This is a genomic window from Methanosarcina barkeri MS (assembly GCF_000970025.1).
Classification (GTDB): domain Archaea; phylum Halobacteriota; class Methanosarcinia; order Methanosarcinales; family Methanosarcinaceae; genus Methanosarcina; species Methanosarcina barkeri.
In genome coordinates, this window is the sequence record NZ_CP009528.1 from 3,604,059 (window position 1) to 3,622,232 (window position 18,174).

Consider the following 18,174-nt stretch of genomic DNA (forward strand, 5'->3'; position numbering starts at 1 on the left):
TTATAATTATTCATTCTCAAGCAATTTTTTCAAACCTTCGGGTTGGAGATTAACAAGGTCATTTATCTTCAGATATAATTCAGATATAACTCAGATATAACTCAGATATAACTCAAATATAACTCAAATAGAACTCAAATTAATAAATATTATACTGTTAGATCCAGGATTAATCTGTTATTTTAATTTCTGACAAAAGGGCTCAAGATTAATTTCAAATGGCGAAGGGAAACTTTTCAGAAGCTGTAAGGACAGAAACATTAAAATCCCTTCAGGTTTATTGAGGACTCAGGTGAAAATCATATGACTGCAGAATTACCTCCTCAAATTCAGAACCAGATAGCACAGCTTCAGCAGATACAGCAGCAGATACAGGCTCTGGCTATGCAAAAATCACAGGTTGAAGCTATGCAAAAAGAGTCAAAGATGGCTCTTGACGAGCTGGAAAGACTCACTGACGACGCAATAGTCTACCGAAATGTAGGGGAGTTAGTAATAAAAACGAACAAGGAAGAGTCCATTACAAAACTGAAAGACAGGGAAGAAACACTCTCACTCAGGCTTCAGTCCATATCCAGGCAGGAAGAAAGGCTCACATCTCGCTTTAAACAACTTCAGGAGCAGATTCAGCAGGCTTTGGGACCCAGGGCACAATAATTTTATTTTTCATTCCAGCATAAAGGAATATTAAATAAAGTATAACTTTGCCAAAAGTCATAAAAAAACCATGCAAAAATCTCAAAATTCTTGAATCCAGGGAGATCAATGCCTATAAAAACGATAGCCAGAGTGGACAATGGAAGTTGATGAAGCGGAGTTTTTCAACCGGCTCCTTGACTATCGGAATATTTTGTATTTGTGTCACCGGAATGCAGATCCGGACGCGGTTAGCAGTGCTTTTGCCCTTTCCGAAGCTATAGGAGGCACTGTCGGACTTGTGGATGGCTGCAACCGTGTAGCTGCTGTGCTTATAGATAGACTTGACATTGAAGTTGTGGATAAACCCAATCCTGCGGATTACGGTTTTGTCGTTGTGGTTGATACCTCCACAAAAGCGCAATTAAATGATCTGGAGCTTACCAGGTATTGTGTGATCGATCACCATACAACTACTGCTCTGACAGAAAATTCCGAATTTTTCCTGCATAGGAACAGTACTTCTACCGTAGAAATAGTTTACAATATCTTAAAAGCAATGGGAGCACCTATTAACCGGCGGGTGGGGATCGGGATGCTCACGGGAATCGTAACTGATACCGGGCATTTCAAACATGCATCGGCAGATACATTCCGGACAGTATCGAGAATCATAGAGGACAGCGGCATTGAGTACGGGGAAGTACTGGACCTTATGGCTGCTACCCCACAGGATATTTCCATGCGCATAGCTATCCTGAAAGCCGCAAGCCGCATCGAGCTCGACAGAGTGCAGGATATGTTGATAGCATCTTCCCATGTCAGCTCTTTTGGAGGTTCTGCGTCTTCCATGCTCATTAATATCGGTGCAGATGTCGCTTTTGTTGGTACATCCAAAGGTGAAAGCGTCAGGATAAGTGCAAGAGCAAAGCGTGACGTTGTAAGTGCCGGGGTTAACCTTGGCCAGCTAATGGAAGATATAGGTAACGAATACAATGGCACAGGCGGCGGACATTCCGGGGCTGCCGGAATCGATGTGATCGGTGACATGAAAGAAGTGCTGGATAAATGCAGGGAAAGAACAAAGAAAATTCTGGAAACTTCTCTTGGAGGAACGTCAAAAGAGATCTCTTTTGAGGATGATATCGAAGAGTTTGAAAATGAGTGATTTCTCCAAGTAAAAAGAGGTTACATTCTTCAGAATTGAATCAAAAGAAGTTTATTTTTCAGAATAAAATCAAAAGAAGTTCATTCTTCAGAATATACTTCAAAAATCCCTAAATTCATAGTATACTTGAAATCTCATTTTGTCTCATAAAACCGGAAGTTCGAGAACTGAATCCAATAACTACATTCAGTAATTGAATCCGGTAATTGAATCGTAATGGAATCCGGTAACGTAATCCGGGAATTATAGAATTTACCGGATGCGCAAACCTGCCGAATTATCACAAAATCCATATATTGATCACTCGGTGGACTTTCGCCCTTTATGCATCCAGCTTTCGGGCTTACATATAAAATCTTTTTTCGGCTTAACAGCTAATATTTATATGAGAATCTAGCTTAATCTTCATATTAATCCAGCCAATCTTCATATTATATTTGCCGGAAGTATATCTCCGTTGAAAATAATAAACTCGAAAATAATAAACTCCGGAGTAAGAAAGCAATCGGAGTAAAAAAGCAATATTAGAGAGATGAAGAGAACTGAAACATGACCTTAAAGCGGCATGAAATGAGATGTGCAGGAAAAAAGCTAGAAAATGTCGGGCCTGATATCGAGAGCCCAGAACATAAGATATACAGAGTGTGAAAAAATGCCAGAATACTGGGATCCTGAGATAGAGACAATGCCTGTAGAGAATTTGAATAAGCTGCAGGAAGAAAAGTTGAAGCGACTTGTACATTATGTGTATGAAAACTCTCCTTTTTATAGAAAAAAGTTTGATGAACACGGAGTTAAGCCGGAAGACATCCAAACTCTTGAAGATATCAGAAAGTTACCTTTTACAGTTAAGCAGGATCTCAGAGATACCTATCCAACTGGTATGTTTTGCGTCCCTAACTCAAAACTCACTCGTTTCCACGCTTCTTCAGGTACTACAGGCAAACCTATAGTCGTAGGGTATACCCAGAATGACATTGATGAGTGGGCAGAATCTCTTGCAAGAGGATTTACTTCTGTTGGACTGGGGAAAAATGATATCCTTCAGGTAAGTTATGGGTACGGACTTTTTACAGGTGGACTCGGTGCTCATTACGGAAGCGAAAAACTGGGTGCAACCGTACTTCCTACAAGTTCAGGAAATACTGAACGCCAGCTTGAGCTTATGAGAGACCTTGACGTCACTGCTATAGCCTGCACGCCTTCTTACTTCCTTTATCTGATTGAGACTGCAAGGAAAGAAGGCATTAGTATCAGGGATGACACTAAATTAAAGATGGGATTTTTCGGAGCCGAGCCCTGGTCCGAAGAACTCAAGAAACGTATAGAAGACGAATCAGGGATTAAAGCTATTGATATTTACGGAACATCGGAAATGAGCGGGCCTCTCTTTACCGAATGCTCAGAACAGTGCGGAATTCATATATGGGCAGACAAATTCCTTGTTGAGATAATTAATCCCGAAACAGATGAGCCTGTTCCTGATGGCGAGATTGGAGAACTCGTAATCACGACTCTCAATAAAGAAGCTCTTCCTCTAATCCGTTACAGAGTAAGAGACCTTACACGAAAGATTTCGGAGCCCTGCGTGTGCGGAAGAACCCATCCCAGGATTACACGCATCAGCGGGCGTTCGGATGATATGATTATCGTACGCGGCATCAATGTGTTCCCAGGACAGGTTGAATCGGTCCTCATGAAGATTCCTGAAGTCGGGAACCATTTCATGATCATTGTAGACAGGATTGGACCCCTTGACTCCATGAAAGTCCAGATTGAAATGAATGAGTCTGTTTTTAGTGATAAAATGTCAGACATGATGGCACTTAAAAAGAAGATTTCGAGTGCATTAAAAAGTGTACTTAATCTTGCAGTCCAGGTAGAACTGGTGGAGCACGGCTCTCTGCCCCGCTCTGAAGGAAAATCAAAGAAAGTTATCGATAAGCGAAAGATTTGAAAGCTTCAAAGAGCGAAAACAAAACCTGCAAATAAAACAAAACCTGCAAATATTACTGCCCTGCAGGTTTCACTTTTTTGGGGACGAACTTTTGAGTTTCATTTTCAATGCTGAGCCAGACGTAAAGTAAAGTTCTTAGATGTAATATTAAGTTCATAGATATAATTAAAATTCACAGATGTAATATTAAATAGCCAGTGCAGAAAAGATTTAGGTTTATATACAAGAACAATACCAGTAGATAACACTCTAAATAGACGATTTATTACTGAGTTGATTATAACTGGTCATAAGCTTAAAAACTGTATGTAAGCTTAAAGTATACATAGAGACTATATTATATTGACATAGGAACTCATATTATACTCTGGCAAGAAGACTATAAAAAGAAGTAAGAGAGAATAAGGATAAACAGTATAATTACATAGAACAAGCAATATAAGGACATGGGTGCTGGAATGGAAGATAAAATTATAAAGCAGATTTCCCTTTTTGCGGAAAATAAACCTGGCAGACTTGCAAACGTCGCAAATAAACTGAAAAGCGCCGGCATAAATATCAGGGCATTTACCATTGCCGAGTCCGGAGACTTCGGAATAATCCGCATGGTTGTGGACAGATCCGACTATGCTCACAAAATACTCCATGATGCAGGGTTTACCGTTTCCGAAACCAATGTTATGGGAATCGAAATGAACGATGTCCCAGGCAGCATGTCACGTATTGCAGAAGTGTTCGGAAAAGTCAAGATCAACATTGACTATGCATATGCTTTTGTCACCAAGGATCAGAAAGCCCTTTTAATAGTCAGGGTCAATGACATTGAAAAGGCAATTAAAACACTTGAAGAAGAAGGCATCAGGCTCATAAGCATGAAGGAACTTGAAAATATCTGATTTTAACGAAAAAAACGGACTTTCCCAAAAAAGCGTTTTTAGAGAAAAACGACATAATCCAGGATCTGGCGCTCTGTGTTTCTGAGATCCTGGAGATACCTTTTTTTATAGCTTCTGGCTTCAGGACAAAACCTTGATAAGAAGGTTTATAGTCTGCAACACTTCTTTGAGATTCTAACCGGATAAATAGATATACGTGATAAATATAAAAACGACAAATAAGAAAAGGAAAAAGTTGTCAGGGGAACAGATTACCGGTTTGACTACAATGACGGAAAACAAAACTAACTTACAGGAGAACGCGCAAAGCTCCTTGAAAAATAAGCTTGGTGGAGTACATACGACAATCATCGGGGGAAGGGCTGGTAAAAAACTTGTAAAGCTTGTAAGCCAGCACCCTGAAGTAAAAAAAGTAATCCCAACCGTAATTTCTGTAAAAGGCGTTGCGGGAGGCAGCCTCACTGGGAAAGCACTGCGTGCGGATGCGAGAGGGAATTTGAGGCTATTGCTCTCTGAAGGCAGGAGTTTTCAGGAAATAAGACTGGTAACAACAGTTGGAACCGCTGACGAGGGAGATAGAATTATGGATGAACTGAACGAAATCTTGAAAACTGCCTTCTGAGGCGTTAAAGGAGAGACAGGTAATTGGCCTTTATAGGGATTGATCATGGCACAACTGCAATGCGTTTTGCTCTCATAGAAGGAGAAAGTACCCATACCTTTGAACTTGAGAGAGCTGAGGCAGCAGCCATGTCCGAAAATGAGATTTTGACCTCGCTTGAGGAACATTTTGGAATTCAGCGTGAGAAAATCGACCTTATTGCACTGACGTATTCGATGGGAGATGGTTTTTCCACAATAAATGATATCAGGAATCTTGAAGGAAGAGGGCTCAAAAGTATTGAAGGAGCAGGAAAAAAGACAGGAGGGGGTACAAGAGTTTTTGATGCCATTCGGAACTCTGGAATTCCGGCAATAGCAATCCCTGGACTTCATACGGAGAGCAAGGTAGATCCTAGAATGAAGGTATTTTCCCATCTAACAAGTCCCGAGAAATTAGGAATTGCTTACCACATCCTGCGCCTTGGTTATAATAACTTCGTGGTTTCCGATATAAGTTCAAATACTGTTACTCTTGCCATTGCCGACGGGAAGGTAATTGGAGCAATCGATGCTTGCATATTTGCCCCGGGTGTTCATCACGGGCCCCTTGACCTGCAAGCTATAAGGGACGTAGATAACGGATACCGCACCGCCAACCAGGCTTTTATGGAAGCCGGAGCTTTGAAAATGACTCCATATAAAGATAGGGAAGAACTACTCCTTGCAGCCGAAAAAAAAGAAAGCTCTGCCCTCCTGGCTCTTGATACTATTTCACTGTTCGCCGCCATGGAAATTGCGTCAATGCAGCTTCTTCTTAAGGACTATAAAACAATCGGAGACGTTTTTCTTGCTGGATCCGTAGGCGAATTTGGATATGTACAGAAAAAAATCCATGCACATCTGGGGCAAGAATGTCAGTGTCTTGGAAAATGGCATGCTGCAATAGGCTGTGCCGAGATAGCACGTGATGTTTTTGCAGGAGAGAAAGAAATCCTTGGCGTAGAAGTTAACTACCATTAAAAAAGTAAGAAAGGAATATCAAAAGGGACAGGCATAAATTAGGTTTTTTCTATGGACTCTTCGTACATACTGTCCTGATATTCCGATGCATCAATTTTTCCTTCACCGGACCCCATTTCATTGGACTCATCATAACTGCTCATTCTGTCTTTCTTCATAAGAATAACATAGTCCGCAGAATTCTTTAACGCTGTGGAAAAACCGGGCTCAACTCCAAAAATGATAGTTTCTTTGCCATGCTCATTTGCTTTGTTCAACAAAGGCTTGAAGTCCGCATCCCTTGTAACAATTGCAAGAGTATCAATATTAGGATTATATACTAGCTCCATGCCCTCTACTGCGAGGCGCACATCAACATCGCTCGAACAAATTATAGGTTCAAGCCCATGATTTTCGATAGCTTCCACAAGCTTGTCAGAGGCGTATTGGTTAAGAAAAACGCGCCCGATTTTGATATTCCCATAATCTTTCAGGACGTCCCTTATCTCCTCAAGATTTACATCAAATTCTTTTCTGAGAATATTCGGGCCATCCACTAAAAGTCCTATTTTCCGCCTGCCAACTTCTTTTTTCGAGCGGAGGTATTTTGATATTGAGTCGATTCCGCTTTTTACAGGTTTCATTATCAATGTCCTCTGTGATCTTACAGTTCACGGAACCTGTACCTTATTTGCTTGCGCCATATGATTATATAGCACTAACTCTGGGGGAAGCTACACTTCCAGCAGCCCTCCAATCTGCCGGTACAGAGTTTATGCTTCCACGATCAGCATTTGAGGTTTAAAGTTCCGAATTTCTAAGTTTATATCTTAATACCACAATTTTGCATTCAATCCGATGATACCTTATATCTGCTTTTCTGTAGTAAAACATTTGCATATTAAGGCAATCAAAGTTTGCAACTCTATCCTTCTATGAACGACTGGATTGAAAAACCTGAGAGTCTTCCTGCGAACAGGAAGGAAGAAACTCCGGCAAAACAAAAATCCCGATCTATAAAACGTAGATCTATAAAACGTAGTAATTTTATTTATAAATTGTTGGAAAAGAGTCCCTTTTTTACTTCCCGAATAACATATGGAGATTCTTTGAGTTCAAAAATGTTTTCCGTTTTTCTTCCTTTTTTGCGTCTGAGGTACTGGATTTCTCCAAGCCTTTCCAGAAAAGTCTCATAAACTTCCATGAACTGCTCAAACTCCGAATCAGTAAGCTCTATCACTCCTTCCCTACCCGCAAGCCAATCATAGACGTGGAGAAGATTAATTTCCCGTACCCTTTTCAGATTTTCATCATCAGGTTTTTTTTCAAAGTACAGGGTCTTTTTCAATTCCGGAGACCAGGCTGCACATAGTCTCCTGAAATTCAAAACCAGGATAGGAATTTTCTCTCCTGGATAGGGTCTCGGATAGTAGTATGCGCCCTCTAGAAGGTCATTTCCTTCCAGAGTTACCACCTGCCGATGTATCTGGATCTCAGAGCATTTTCCTGAATTTTCTTTATGCGGAAACCCATATAAAGACCGACAAAGAGACCGCTAAGGTGGGCTGTATGGGCTATCATGTCCGATGAGTTAACCATAAGAAAATCAAGTAAAGCAAAAAGCACCAGGGCATGTTTTAGTTTCATAGGGACAAAGTAAACATAGACACGAATATCCGGCTCAATTATTGTAAGAGCTGCAAAGACTCCGTATATTGCTCCGCTTGCGCCAATCATTGGGCCAGGCGAGATATTGAATATTGGCTGACTTAAAAAGGTATACCCTATTGCCGATAGAACTCCGGCAGTGAAAAAAATTGCCAGAAGCTGTTTGTTCCCGATCCGCCGCTCAAGTGCAGTTCCGAAGAAGTACAGGACGAGCATATTGAATAAAAGATGAACTAAACCGTTGTGTAGAAATATGTATGTAATAAGCGTCCACGGCCTTGTTACAAGATAATTAGGGTCAAAATAAAAAGCGTTAAAATAGGCATCACCTATGCCCGGAATCATTTCCAAGAAGAATGAAAGTGTACAAAGGACAATGATTGATAGTGACGGGCTTGCGAAAACAGAATTTTTACCTGCCACCTGTTCCGCCTCCAGGGATATAAGCTGCATTAAGGTTAAACATATTTCCAATTACTCTCCGGTTTATATTCCAATTACTCTCCAATTTATGTTCCAATTATCTCCATTTAATATCATATTAATACTGCCTTGAAGTTGAAGCAATTATAGAACTTGAGGTGCTTAAAGTATCTCACCTGTAACCCAGATGAGAATCTCAGCTTAGAATGATATCGATCGGTAATATTGTTTTCATTGACTTGATCATTGATATTTATATTACTTTAAAACTCTTAATTCTGAGAACTGACTCTTAATTCTAAGAACCGCTTCTGAATTAATAGAGTGCTTACTTAAATGCTTTATACGTATAGTCACGAGGATAAATAATGCAACTACTCAATAAGGTACAATGAGTTTTTGTTGCAATAATTGTAGGCGTGACTATAAGCCAGTAAATTATCCGGATATTATGGCTTAGACGTTCACCTTATTTAAAATTCCGCATTTCAGAGGCTATTATTAACTAAGCCAATTTACCCTCGTCCAAATCTTTGATGAAATAAAGAGACTAAAGCTCGTGGAAAGAGTAAAACCAATTCTTCCTGAAGCGTGGAAAGAGTAAAACCAATTCTTCCTGAAAAGTTATTTTCATAATGTTCAAAAATGAACCTGTTTAAGAGTGGACTTATTGGAGAATGGATCAATGCTTTTTTTATCCGAATATGTAGTATTTTTTTTAAAGAATAAATTGATTTATATTTAAATAAAAATTTTATTTTTATTTATTTTCTGTGAAAATACAAAAATAGTTTACGGCGTTTACTGTATAAAGCAGTATGGCAATGCTAAGCCTATAAATAATTTTCCATTTAATTATTTAAGGGATAATTATAAAATTTAAAAAATTTATATGATTTTATATTATCTGCAAAGATATATTTTGAGTAAGAATTAGTACTTCATATAGTAACAAATATTTACATAATAATTCGTAGTAAACATGAGTGAAAAATGTGATTGTTAACAATAAATAGCACAAAGAGATATAACACTAGTGTTATAACAGATTTTACTGAAAAAACCATATCTAAAGGCACTAATTTCTTTTTTGAAAGAATAGTTAAAATAAACTCATAAAGTCCACTGATTCTGAACATTCCCACTTTACCCATCTCGAAATGCGTGTTACAAATTAGAAAATATTATATAGATTTGGTACGTTAAGACATTTAATTAGTGTTTATTATCCATCGGTAGCGACCTCTGCTTATGATTAAGGTCTCAATCGTTGGCAAAAACGGTTTTTTTGAGACAATGGGCGTAAAAATGGTTTTGAAGAGAGATTAAGCCCTAAAAACGACTTTTATGTAGAGAATATTCCCTCTAAAAACGACTTTAACTGGAAAAACGCTGGTAAAATACTTGTTATTTGAAAAAATTGACGAATAATATTTTGCCAGAAGTACATTTACTTACACGGTTGTAACTTTAAGCAGACGGCAAGGAGTGTTTGGTAATTACAAACGCCGAAAAATTAAAAATTGCAATCGTCTTGGTAAAGTCGACTTTATACAAATTTAGGAGGTAAAGCTCAAATGAGCAAACTAACTACCGGGAGTTTTTCTATCGAAGATCTCGAATCCGTTCAGATCACTATTAACAACATTGTAGGGGCAGCAAAGGAGGTTGCCAAAGAAGCAAAAGAGGAAGAGTCAGGACCGATGGGCCCGACACCTCTGGCAAATATGGCAGCTTATAGAAATGATTGGAACTTTATCCTGCTCAACCGCTATGAACCTGTCTTGACCCCCATGTGTGACCAGTGCTGCTACTGTACTTATGGACCATGCGACCTGTCTAAAAATAAGAGAGGTGCCTGTGGTATTGACATGGCAGGCCACACAGGAAGGGAATTTTTCCTTCGTGTGATTACAGGTACTGCATGTCACGCTGCCCACGGTCGTCACCTGCTTGAACATGTAATAGAAGTCTTTGGTGAAGACTACCCGATAAGTCTCGGAGAATCGAACGTCCTGACTCCAAATGTCACAATCTGTACAGGATACAAGCCGAAGACTCTTGGAGAATGCAGGGCTCCAATGGAGTATGTTGAAGAAGAGCTCACTCAGCTACTTGCAACTATCCATGCAGGACAGGAAAGCGCAGAAATTGACTACGATTCAAAAGCCCTCTTCAGCGGCAGTCTTGACCATGTTGGTATGGAAGTTTCTGATATCGCTCAGGTTTCAGCATACGATTTTCCGAAAGCTGACCCCGAAGCCCCACTCATTGAAATTGGAATGGGAGCTATTGACAAGTCCAAGCCGCTCATTGTCGCAATCGGACACAATGTTGCCGGTGTAACTTATATTATGGACTATATGGAAGACAACAACCTGACCGACAAGATGGAAATTGCCGGGCTTTGCTGTACCGCATTCGATATGACCAGGTACAAAGAAGCCGACAGAAGAGCTCCATATGCCAAGATCGTAGGGTCCCTGGCCAAAGAACTGAAGATTATCCGCTCCGGAATGCCTGATGTAATTGTTGTCGATGAACAGTGCGTCCGCGGTGATGTTCTGTCAGAATCCCAGAAGCTCAAGATCCCTGTTATCGCTTCTAATGAAAAGATAATGATGGGCCTGCCGGACCGTACAGACGCAGATGTGGATTCAATAATTGAGGAATTAAAATCAGGAGCAATCCCTGGTTGCGTAGTACTTGACTATGAAAAACTTGGAGAACTTGTCCCGAAGCTTGCCCAGGTAATGGCTCCAATCCGCGACGCAGAAGGCATAACAGCAATTCCGACTGATGAAGAATTCAAGGTATATATCGACAAGTGTGTCAAGTGTGGAGAATGCAGGCTTGCATGCCCAGAAGAACTGGATATCCCAGAAGCTCTGGAGTTTGCAGCTAAAGGAAGCTACGAATACCTTGAAGCTCTCCATGACCGCTGTATTGGATGCCGCCGCTGTGAACAGGTCTGTAAGAAAGAAATCCCAATCGTAAACGTGATTGAGAAAGCTGCACAGAAGGCTATCAGCGAAGAGAAAGGGCTGGTCAGAGCTGGCAGAGGACAGGCAAGTGACGCGGAAATCAGGAAAGAAGGCCTGAACCTTGTCATGGGAACTACCCCAGGTATCATCGCTATTATCGGATGCCCGAACTATCCAGCTGGTACTAAAGATGTCTACCTCATCGCCGAAGAGTTCCTGAAGAGAAACTACCTCCTGGCTGTAAGCGGTTGTTCCGCAATGGACATCGGTATGTACAAGGACGAGGATGGCAAGACCCTTTACGAAAAGTACCCAGGTACATTCGCAGGTGGTGGACTGCTTAACACTGGTTCCTGTGTGTCCAATGCACACATCAGTGGAGCTGCCGAAAAAGTTGCCGGAATCTTTGCTCAGAGAAACATGACAGGAAACCTTGCTGAAATTGCAGACTATACACTTAACCGTGTAGGTGCATGTGGACTTGCCTGGGGTGGATACTCACAGAAGGCTGCTGCAATTGGTACCGGCTGTAATATTTTTGGTATCCCTGCAGTACTCGGCCCCCATGGTTCCAAGTACAGGAGAGCCCTGATCGCCAAGAACTATGACGAGTCCAAGTGGAAAGTCTATGATGCCAGAGACGGTTCAGAGATGAACATTCCACCAGCACCGGAATTCCTGTTGACAACTGCAGAAACCTGGCAGGAAGCAATCCCGATGATGGCAAAAGCCTGCATCCGCCCGTCCGATAACAGCATGGGAAGGTCCATAAAGCTGACCCACTGGATGGAACTCTCCAAGAAGTACCTTGGTGTAGAGCCAGAAGATTGGTGGAAGTTCGTCAGAACTGAAGCTGACCTCCCACTTGCCAAGCGTGAGGAACTCCTCAAGAGACTGGAAGCCGAGCATGGCTGGGAAATTGACTGGAAGAGGAAGAAGATAATTTCCGGTCCGAAGATCAAATTCGACGTCTCAGCACAGCCAACTAACCTCAAGAGACTTTGCAAGGGGGCCTGAAAATGGTAGACACTACCAAAAATACCAAGCTCTTCACCAGCTACGGAGTAACAACTGCAAAAACAACAACTCCAGAGATCGCAGCTAAATTGATTGCAAAAGCAAAGAGGCCACTTCTTGTGGTTGGGACCAAAATCCTTGACCCTGAACTCTTGGACAGGGCAGTGAAGATTGCAAAAGCAAAAGACATCCCTATTGCAGCAACCGGCAGCTCAATGCCTGGCTTTGTGGACAAGGATGTCAAAGCCAAGTACATTAATCTTCACCAGCTCGGCTTTTATGTAACTGATCCTAACTGGCCAGGGCTTGATGGCAATGGAACCTATGACACACTCATTGTTTTAGGACACATAAAATACTATATTAATCAGGTGCTGTCCGGAACAAAGAACTTTTCAGATGTAAAAGCAATAGCAATTGACAGAAACTACATCCAGAACGCAACTATGTCCTTCGGGAACCTGAGTAAGGCAGACCACTATGCTGCCCTGGATGAACTTATTAACGCATTATAACTTTGATTTAGGAGGCAAAATATAATGGCAGAATTCCCATTTGAGATTTCTCCAATGTTTGAAGGAGAAAGAGTAAGAAAGGATGGAATGTTTGTTGAACTCGGCGGCCCGAAATCCATGGGTCTGGAACTTGTCCGTGCAAAGGACATGGACGAGATCGAAGATGACAAAGTTACGATCGTCGGTCCTGATCTAAAGGAAATGGAAGAGGGCAAAACATATCCCTGGGCAATGATTTTCCACATCGGCGGAGAACTGGTAGAGCCTGACCTTGAGTCTGTCGTCGAAAGGCGTGTCCACGACTTCGTAAACTACTGCCAGGGCATTATGCACCTGAACCAGAGATACGATGTATGGATGAGAATGTCAAAGGACACAGCTGCAAAGATGGACTCCTTCGAACCTTTCGGAAAAGCTGTCATGATGCTCTTCAAGACAGAGCTTCCTTTTATTGAGAAGATGCAGGTGACCTTCTACACCGACGAGGCCGAAGTCGAAAAGCAAATGGTAGAGGCAAAGGAGATCTTCAAGGCAAGAGATGCAAGGACAAAGGACCTACACGATGAAGATGTCGATGTCTTCTATGGATGTACTCTATGTCAGGCTTTTGCTCCAACCAACGTATGTGTGGTTTCTCCAGACAGAATCTCACTATGTGGTGCAATCAACTGGTTTGACGGCCGTGCAGCCGCAAAAGTAGACCCAGAAGGCCCACAGTTCGCAATTGAAAAGGGTGAAGTTCTCGATGACAATACAGGTGAATACTCAGGTGTAAATGAGATTGCAAAGAAACTTTCAAGTGGTGAATTCGACAAGATTAAACTCCACTCATTCTTCGACTCACCACACACCTCTTGTGGCTGCTTCGAAGTAGTCGGGTTCTATATCCCTGAAGTTGACGGTATCGGATGGGTTAACAGAGAATACCAGGGAATGGCACCAAATGGACTTGGTTTCTCAACTATGGCCGGTCAGACAGGAGGCGGAAAGCAGATAGTAGGTTTCCTCGGTATTGGGGTCAACTACTTCTATTCACCCAAGTTCATCCAGGCGGATGGAGGCTGGAACAGAGTTGTCTGGCTCCCTGCCATGCTCAAGGAAAAGATTGCAGAAACCATTCCTGAAGACATCAAAGACAAGATCGCAACTGAGAACGATGCAACTGACATCGAGTCCTTGAAGGCTTTCCTGCAGGAGAAGAACCACCCGGTCGTTGCTAACTGGGCAGCTGCAGAAGAAGAGGAAGAGGAAGAAGAAGAGGAAGAAGAAGAGGAAACAGCTGTTGCAGCAGCTCCAATGATGATGCCTGCAGCAGGTTTCCAGATGCCTGCAATGGCTTCAATGCCAATGATGCCTGCCGGTAAAGCTGGTGGAATAAAGATCACTTTCAAGAATGCAAAGATCTCCATTGACAAAATGATCGTCAGCGAGAAGAAGGAATAAACGTAGTTGGGTGACGACAGGTAATCGCCTACAACGAAAAACAATCCATGGGGTATTCTGTGACAAAAGTAATTGCAATAACGGGAAAAGGTGGGACTGGTAAAACAGCGGTAGCGGCTCTTCTGATCCGCTCCCTTTCCAAAAAAGGGAAGTTCTTATTGGCAGTTGATGCAGATGCAGATACTAACCTTCCTGAGACTCTTGGCTGTGAGAACGTAAAAACAATCGGAGATGCAAAGGAGTATTTACAGGCCGAAATCACAAAACCAAAGCCTGAACATCCCGACATGAATAAAGAGGCGGTACTTAAAAGCAAGATTTATGAGATCATCGAAGAAATGCCGGGTTATGACCTCCTGGTAATGGGAAGGCCCGAAGGGTCAGGATGTTACTGTTATGTAAACAACCTTCTCAGGGGCATCATGGATAAACTGATAGCGAATTATGATATCGTTATCATTGATGCAGAAGCAGGGCTTGAGCATTTCAGCAGGAAAATTATCCGGGATATAGATGAACTGATTGTCGTAACAGACGCCTCTCGAAGGGGATTTAGAACTGCTGAGAGAATTCATGAACTTGTGGATGAACTGGACTCAAACATTGGTAGAATTCACGTTATTGCAAATAAGGTTACAGATACTAACCGAGAAAAGCTTGTCAAACTGGCAGAGGATCTGAAACTTAGTATGATAGGTATGATCCCACTAGACCCAAAAATAGAGGAAATGGATATAAAAGGCATACCTCTCTTCCAAATTTCGGATGACTCGGTTGCTGCAGTAGAAATCGAAAATATTATAAAAAAACTGGGATTATAATCCCGTTTTCTTATTAAACCTGTGATATTGCAAAAACCGTTCAGGAAATAAGATATAGATTCTTTGCCCGTTTTAAGGGCTTGAAATGACATTCAAAATCATGTGAAATATGGAGCAGGATTTGCTTCTGCCCCTAATTATTCTTTCCATAAAGGGAAGAATCTGGAAGTAAAATCTGTATTATTTCTTTATTTAAGTAACTCATCAAAACGGAAAATTTACGGAAAAGGTGAGGTTTACATGGCAAAGAAAGCTAAATTATCAGAAATGACAGACATGTTCAAGGACATGGACATACTCTCCCTTGAAGGTGTAACTATTGAAGGGGACGTTGAGATTGAGCTCAATGGACTCGGAGGCGGCTTTGACCCGATGCTTGCTGCTCTTCTAGGACAGGAGAATGCAGTACTCGCACAGCACTTCGCAAGACTTGCTAGCATGTTTGGAGTACCTGTAGGCATTGGTGCCCCAGCTGGTGTTCCAGCAGCTGCTCCTGCAGTGTCCCCTGCTCTGGCAGCACCGAAACTTAAGGACCTCATTCCTGCCAAGTTCGATTTTGAAAACATTGCAGAATGGGCAAATCAGATTCAGGAAGTACCAATAGGCAACACATCTGCAGATGGTGGAAGCCGTGGAAAGAGGGTCATGCTTGGTGGAGAGAAAGCTCTGCCGTTCTTCCCGGATGCCGTAATGCCAAACAGGAATCAGGTTACAATTGATGTGTTTGACATGAGAATCGGGCTTGCAAAAGCCGTCAAGGTGAACTATGATGAAGTAATGGACAGCCCTGGAGAATGGGCAAAGAAGAACGTGGAGAAGTTCAACGCAGATATGATCACAATCCACCTGATCTCAACAGACCCATTGATTAAGGACACACCGGCAAAGGAAGCAGCAAAGACGGTGGAAGAAGTACTACAGGCTGTTGATGTACCAATCGCAATCGGCGGTTCAGGGAACCCACAGAAAGACCCGGAGGTTCTTGCAAAGGCAGCAGAAGTGGCAGAAGGAGAACGCTGCCTTATTGCATCTGCTAGCCTGAACCTTGACTACGCAAAGATTGCAGAAGCTGCATTAAAGTATGACCACGATGTTCTGTCATGGACTCAGCTTGATATGAACTCACAGAAGGAACTTAACAGGAAGCTCATGAAGCAGTGCAATGTCCCAAGAGACAGGATCATCATGGATCCAACAACTGCAGCACTTGGTTATGGTCTAGACTACGCATACACCAACATGGAGCGTATAAGACTTGCAGCACTTATGGGTGACGATGAACTGACCTTCCCAATGTCTTCTGGTACTACAAACGCATGGGGTGCCCGTGAGTCATGGATGGTGAGCTCACCACTGAAGGAAGATTCGGACTGGGGACCAAGAGAATACAGAGGACCTATATGGGAAATCATTACTGGACTGTCACTTGCAATTGCAGGAAACGATCTCTTCATGATGATGCACCCAACATCAGTTGCTGTACTGAAGCAGATTACCCAGACATTATTCGGTTCAATTGAGGCAGAGCCGGTTGACATTGCTAACTGGATCGGAGCGGAGGTGTGAAAAATGAAGATAAACAGCCCATTAGAAGCTTACAAATACCTCCCGCAGACCAACTGTGGAGAATGCGGTGAAGCAACATGTATGGCATTTGCTTCAAAGCTCATAGACAGGTCAGGAAAGACAACAGACTGCTCACCATTGATTAAAGAGAAGAAGTTTGCAAAGAAGCTTGCAGAACTTGACAGACTACTTGCACCTGAAATTAAAGAAGTGGAAGTCGGAGTGGGTGAAAGAGCAGTCAAGATCGGGGGCGACGATGTGCTTTACCGTCACAAATTGACTTTCTTCAATAAGACGAAGATGTTCTTCGATGTGACGGACACAATGGAAGAAGCCGCACTTGTTGAAAGAGTGAAGAATATTGCAAACTTCAAGAAGTTCTATGTCGGGAGACACCTGCTCCTTGACGGTGTGGCAATCAGGTCTGTATCAAACGATCCTGCAAAGTTCGCAGCAGCGGTTAAGAAAGTTGCAGAAGTTGGCATACCAATGATATTCTGTTCCTTTAACCCTGAAGTTCTTAAAGCAGGACTTGAAGCGGCAAAGGATGCAAACCCACTGCTCTACGCTGCAAACAAGGACAACTGGAAGGAAATAGGCGAACTAGCACTTGAATACAATGTGCCTGTGGTGGTTTCAGCTGTAAATGACCTTGATGCCCTCAAGACTCTTGCAAAAACATTTGCAGAGGCAGGTATTAAGAACATTGTACTTGACCCAGGAACTTGTCCAACAGGTAAAGGCATGAAGGAATCCTTCAGCAATTTCCTGAAGATCAGGAGAGCAGGCATTATGGGAGATACAGAGATCGCATACCCGATCATGGCTCTGCCGTTTACTGCATGGATGGCTGGAATTTCGGACCCTGTCAGCGCCTCGTACTGGGAAACTGCAATGGCTGCCGTATTTACTATCAGGTATGGCGATATTATGATTCTCCACAGTATGGAGCCATACGCCACCATTCCTGAGGTGCACATGGCCGAGACAATCTATACCGACCCGAGGACTCCTGTGGCTGTGGACTCAAAGATGTACAAGGTAGGAAACCCAACAGCGGATTCACCTGTACTCTTTACCACAAACTTTGCTCTGACTTATTATACAGTAGAGAGCGACCTTTCCTCAAACGGTATCGACTGCTGGCTTCTTGCAGTTAACACCGATGGTATTGGTGTAGAAGCATCTGTTGCCGGTGGCCAGCTGACTGCGGACAAAGTAAAGGATGCTTTTGATAAATCAGGCTTTGACCTCAAGAAGGATGTTACACACAACACTGTAATCACTCCGGGTCTGGCTGCACGTCTACAGGGTGACCTTGAGGACAAACTCAGTGCAAATATTCTTGTGGGCCCAATGGATTCAGGAAGACTGCCTGGATTTATGGAAAAGAACTGGCCTCCAAAGAAATAAGTAGAAAATAAATTTGAATATTAATATTCCGTGTCATAAAGACACGGAAATTTCTTTTTTAGGAG

Annotated in this window: 15 protein-coding genes; 12 read left to right on the forward strand and 3 right to left on the reverse strand. The window is 42.3% G+C overall.

Annotated features, from left to right (window positions below; genetic code table 11):
* Window positions 1-303: 303 nt before the first annotated feature.
* The 6 genes from MSBRM_RS14540 to MSBRM_RS14565 all read left to right on the forward strand — a co-directional run bounded on the left by MSBRM_RS14540 (window position 304) and on the right by MSBRM_RS14565 (window position 6,280).
* Window positions 304-657: a prefoldin subunit beta gene (locus tag MSBRM_RS14540; RefSeq protein ID WP_048121411.1), complete on the forward strand. Its 354-nt coding sequence runs from the start codon at window positions 304-306 to the stop codon at window positions 655-657.
* Between the two features lie 139 nt (window positions 658-796).
* Window positions 797-1,804 carry a DHH family phosphoesterase gene (locus MSBRM_RS14545; RefSeq protein ID WP_048121413.1) on the forward strand — a complete coding sequence of 336 codons (1,008 nt, stop codon included), beginning with the start codon at window positions 797-799 and terminating at the stop codon, window positions 1,802-1,804.
* A 652-nt stretch (window positions 1,805-2,456) separates the two neighbouring features.
* Window positions 2,457-3,761: a phenylacetate--CoA ligase family protein gene (locus tag MSBRM_RS14550; protein ID WP_048123488.1), complete on the forward strand. Its 1,305-nt coding sequence runs from the start codon at window positions 2,457-2,459 to the stop codon at window positions 3,759-3,761.
* Window positions 3,762-4,219: 458 nt separating this feature from the next.
* The gene (locus MSBRM_RS14555; RefSeq protein WP_048123489.1) at window positions 4,220-4,657 is read left to right on the forward strand and encodes an ACT domain-containing protein; all 438 of its coding nucleotides are present in this window, start codon (window positions 4,220-4,222) and stop codon (window positions 4,655-4,657) included.
* Window positions 4,658-4,925: 268 nt separating this feature from the next.
* Window positions 4,926-5,279: a DUF2103 domain-containing protein gene (locus MSBRM_RS14560; protein WP_048123491.1), complete on the forward strand. Its 354-nt coding sequence runs from the start codon at window positions 4,926-4,928 to the stop codon at window positions 5,277-5,279.
* Window positions 5,280-5,302: 23 nt separating this feature from the next.
* The gene (locus tag MSBRM_RS14565; RefSeq protein WP_048121415.1) at window positions 5,303-6,280 is read left to right on the forward strand and encodes a methanogenesis marker 12 protein; all 978 of its coding nucleotides are present in this window, start codon (window positions 5,303-5,305) and stop codon (window positions 6,278-6,280) included.
* A gap of 38 nt (window positions 6,281-6,318) precedes the next feature.
* Here MSBRM_RS14565 and MSBRM_RS14570 read toward each other — a convergent pair whose 3' ends face one another.
* From MSBRM_RS14570 to MSBRM_RS14580, 3 genes are all read right to left on the reverse strand, one after another.
* The gene (locus MSBRM_RS14570; protein ID WP_048121417.1) at window positions 6,319-6,903 is read right to left on the reverse strand and encodes a TIGR00288 family NYN domain-containing protein; all 585 of its coding nucleotides are present in this window, start codon (window positions 6,901-6,903) and stop codon (window positions 6,319-6,321) included.
* Window positions 6,904-7,310: 407 nt separating this feature from the next.
* Window positions 7,311-7,733: a hypothetical protein gene (locus MSBRM_RS14575; protein WP_048156180.1), complete on the reverse strand. Its 423-nt coding sequence runs from the start codon at window positions 7,731-7,733 to the stop codon at window positions 7,311-7,313.
* Window positions 7,727-8,350 (reverse strand): rhomboid family intramembrane serine protease, encoded by a 624-nt coding sequence (locus tag MSBRM_RS14580; RefSeq protein ID WP_141706510.1) that lies wholly within the window; start codon window positions 8,348-8,350, stop codon window positions 7,727-7,729. The genes MSBRM_RS14575 and MSBRM_RS14580 overlap by 7 nt, the downstream gene beginning before the upstream one ends.
* A 1,577-nt stretch (window positions 8,351-9,927) precedes the next feature.
* Between MSBRM_RS14580 and cdhA the strand changes: the two genes are divergently transcribed.
* The 6 genes from cdhA (at window position 9,928) to acsC (ending at window position 18,109) form a co-directional block, all read left to right on the forward strand.
* On the forward strand, window positions 9,928-12,351 hold the full coding sequence (gene cdhA, locus MSBRM_RS14585) for a CO dehydrogenase/acetyl-CoA synthase complex subunit alpha (RefSeq protein ID WP_048121422.1): 2,424 nt from the start codon (window positions 9,928-9,930) through the stop codon (window positions 12,349-12,351).
* A 2-nt stretch (window positions 12,352-12,353) separates the two neighbouring features.
* Window positions 12,354-12,866 carry a CO dehydrogenase/acetyl-CoA synthase complex subunit epsilon gene (gene cdhB, locus MSBRM_RS14590; protein ID WP_048121424.1) on the forward strand — a complete coding sequence of 171 codons (513 nt, stop codon included), beginning with the start codon at window positions 12,354-12,356 and terminating at the stop codon, window positions 12,864-12,866.
* A gap of 24 nt (window positions 12,867-12,890) precedes the next feature.
* Window positions 12,891-14,309: a CO dehydrogenase/CO-methylating acetyl-CoA synthase complex subunit beta gene (cdhC, locus tag MSBRM_RS14595; RefSeq protein ID WP_048156183.1), complete on the forward strand. Its 1,419-nt coding sequence runs from the start codon at window positions 12,891-12,893 to the stop codon at window positions 14,307-14,309.
* 59 nt (window positions 14,310-14,368) lie between these two features.
* Window positions 14,369-15,130, forward strand: coding sequence for an ATP-binding protein (locus MSBRM_RS14600; RefSeq protein ID WP_048119844.1), 762 nt, complete (start codon window positions 14,369-14,371; stop codon window positions 15,128-15,130).
* A gap of 240 nt (window positions 15,131-15,370) precedes the next feature.
* Window positions 15,371-16,696: a CO dehydrogenase/acetyl-CoA synthase subunit delta gene (gene cdhD, locus MSBRM_RS14605; protein WP_048123493.1), complete on the forward strand. Its 1,326-nt coding sequence runs from the start codon at window positions 15,371-15,373 to the stop codon at window positions 16,694-16,696.
* A gap of 3 nt (window positions 16,697-16,699) precedes the next feature.
* Window positions 16,700-18,109 carry an acetyl-CoA decarbonylase/synthase complex subunit gamma gene (acsC, locus tag MSBRM_RS14610; protein ID WP_048156187.1) on the forward strand — a complete coding sequence of 470 codons (1,410 nt, stop codon included), beginning with the start codon at window positions 16,700-16,702 and terminating at the stop codon, window positions 18,107-18,109.
* Window positions 18,110-18,174: the final 65 nt, after the last annotated feature.

Coding starts and splice junctions, on each gene's coding strand:
- MSBRM_RS14550 (WP_048123488.1), top strand. CDS start 2,457: ATGCCAGAATACTGGGATCCTGAGATAGAGACAATGCCTGTAGAGAAT.
- cdhB (WP_048121424.1), top strand. CDS start 12,354: ATGGTAGACACTACCAAAAATACCAAGCTCTTCACCAGCTACGGAGTA.
- acsC (WP_048156187.1), top strand. CDS start 16,700: ATGAAGATAAACAGCCCATTAGAAGCTTACAAATACCTCCCGCAGACC.
- MSBRM_RS14540 (WP_048121411.1), top strand. CDS start 304: ATGACTGCAGAATTACCTCCTCAAATTCAGAACCAGATAGCACAGCTT.
- MSBRM_RS14570 (WP_048121417.1), bottom strand. CDS start 6,903: ATGAAACCTGTAAAAAGCGGAATCGACTCAATATCAAAATACCTCCGC.
- MSBRM_RS14545 (WP_048121413.1), top strand. CDS start 797: ATGGAAGTTGATGAAGCGGAGTTTTTCAACCGGCTCCTTGACTATCGG.
- cdhD (WP_048123493.1), top strand. CDS start 15,371: ATGGCAAAGAAAGCTAAATTATCAGAAATGACAGACATGTTCAAGGAC.
- cdhC (WP_048156183.1), top strand. CDS start 12,891: ATGGCAGAATTCCCATTTGAGATTTCTCCAATGTTTGAAGGAGAAAGA.
- MSBRM_RS14555 (WP_048123489.1), top strand. CDS start 4,220: ATGGAAGATAAAATTATAAAGCAGATTTCCCTTTTTGCGGAAAATAAA.
- MSBRM_RS14560 (WP_048123491.1), top strand. CDS start 4,926: ATGACGGAAAACAAAACTAACTTACAGGAGAACGCGCAAAGCTCCTTG.
- cdhA (WP_048121422.1), top strand. CDS start 9,928: ATGAGCAAACTAACTACCGGGAGTTTTTCTATCGAAGATCTCGAATCC.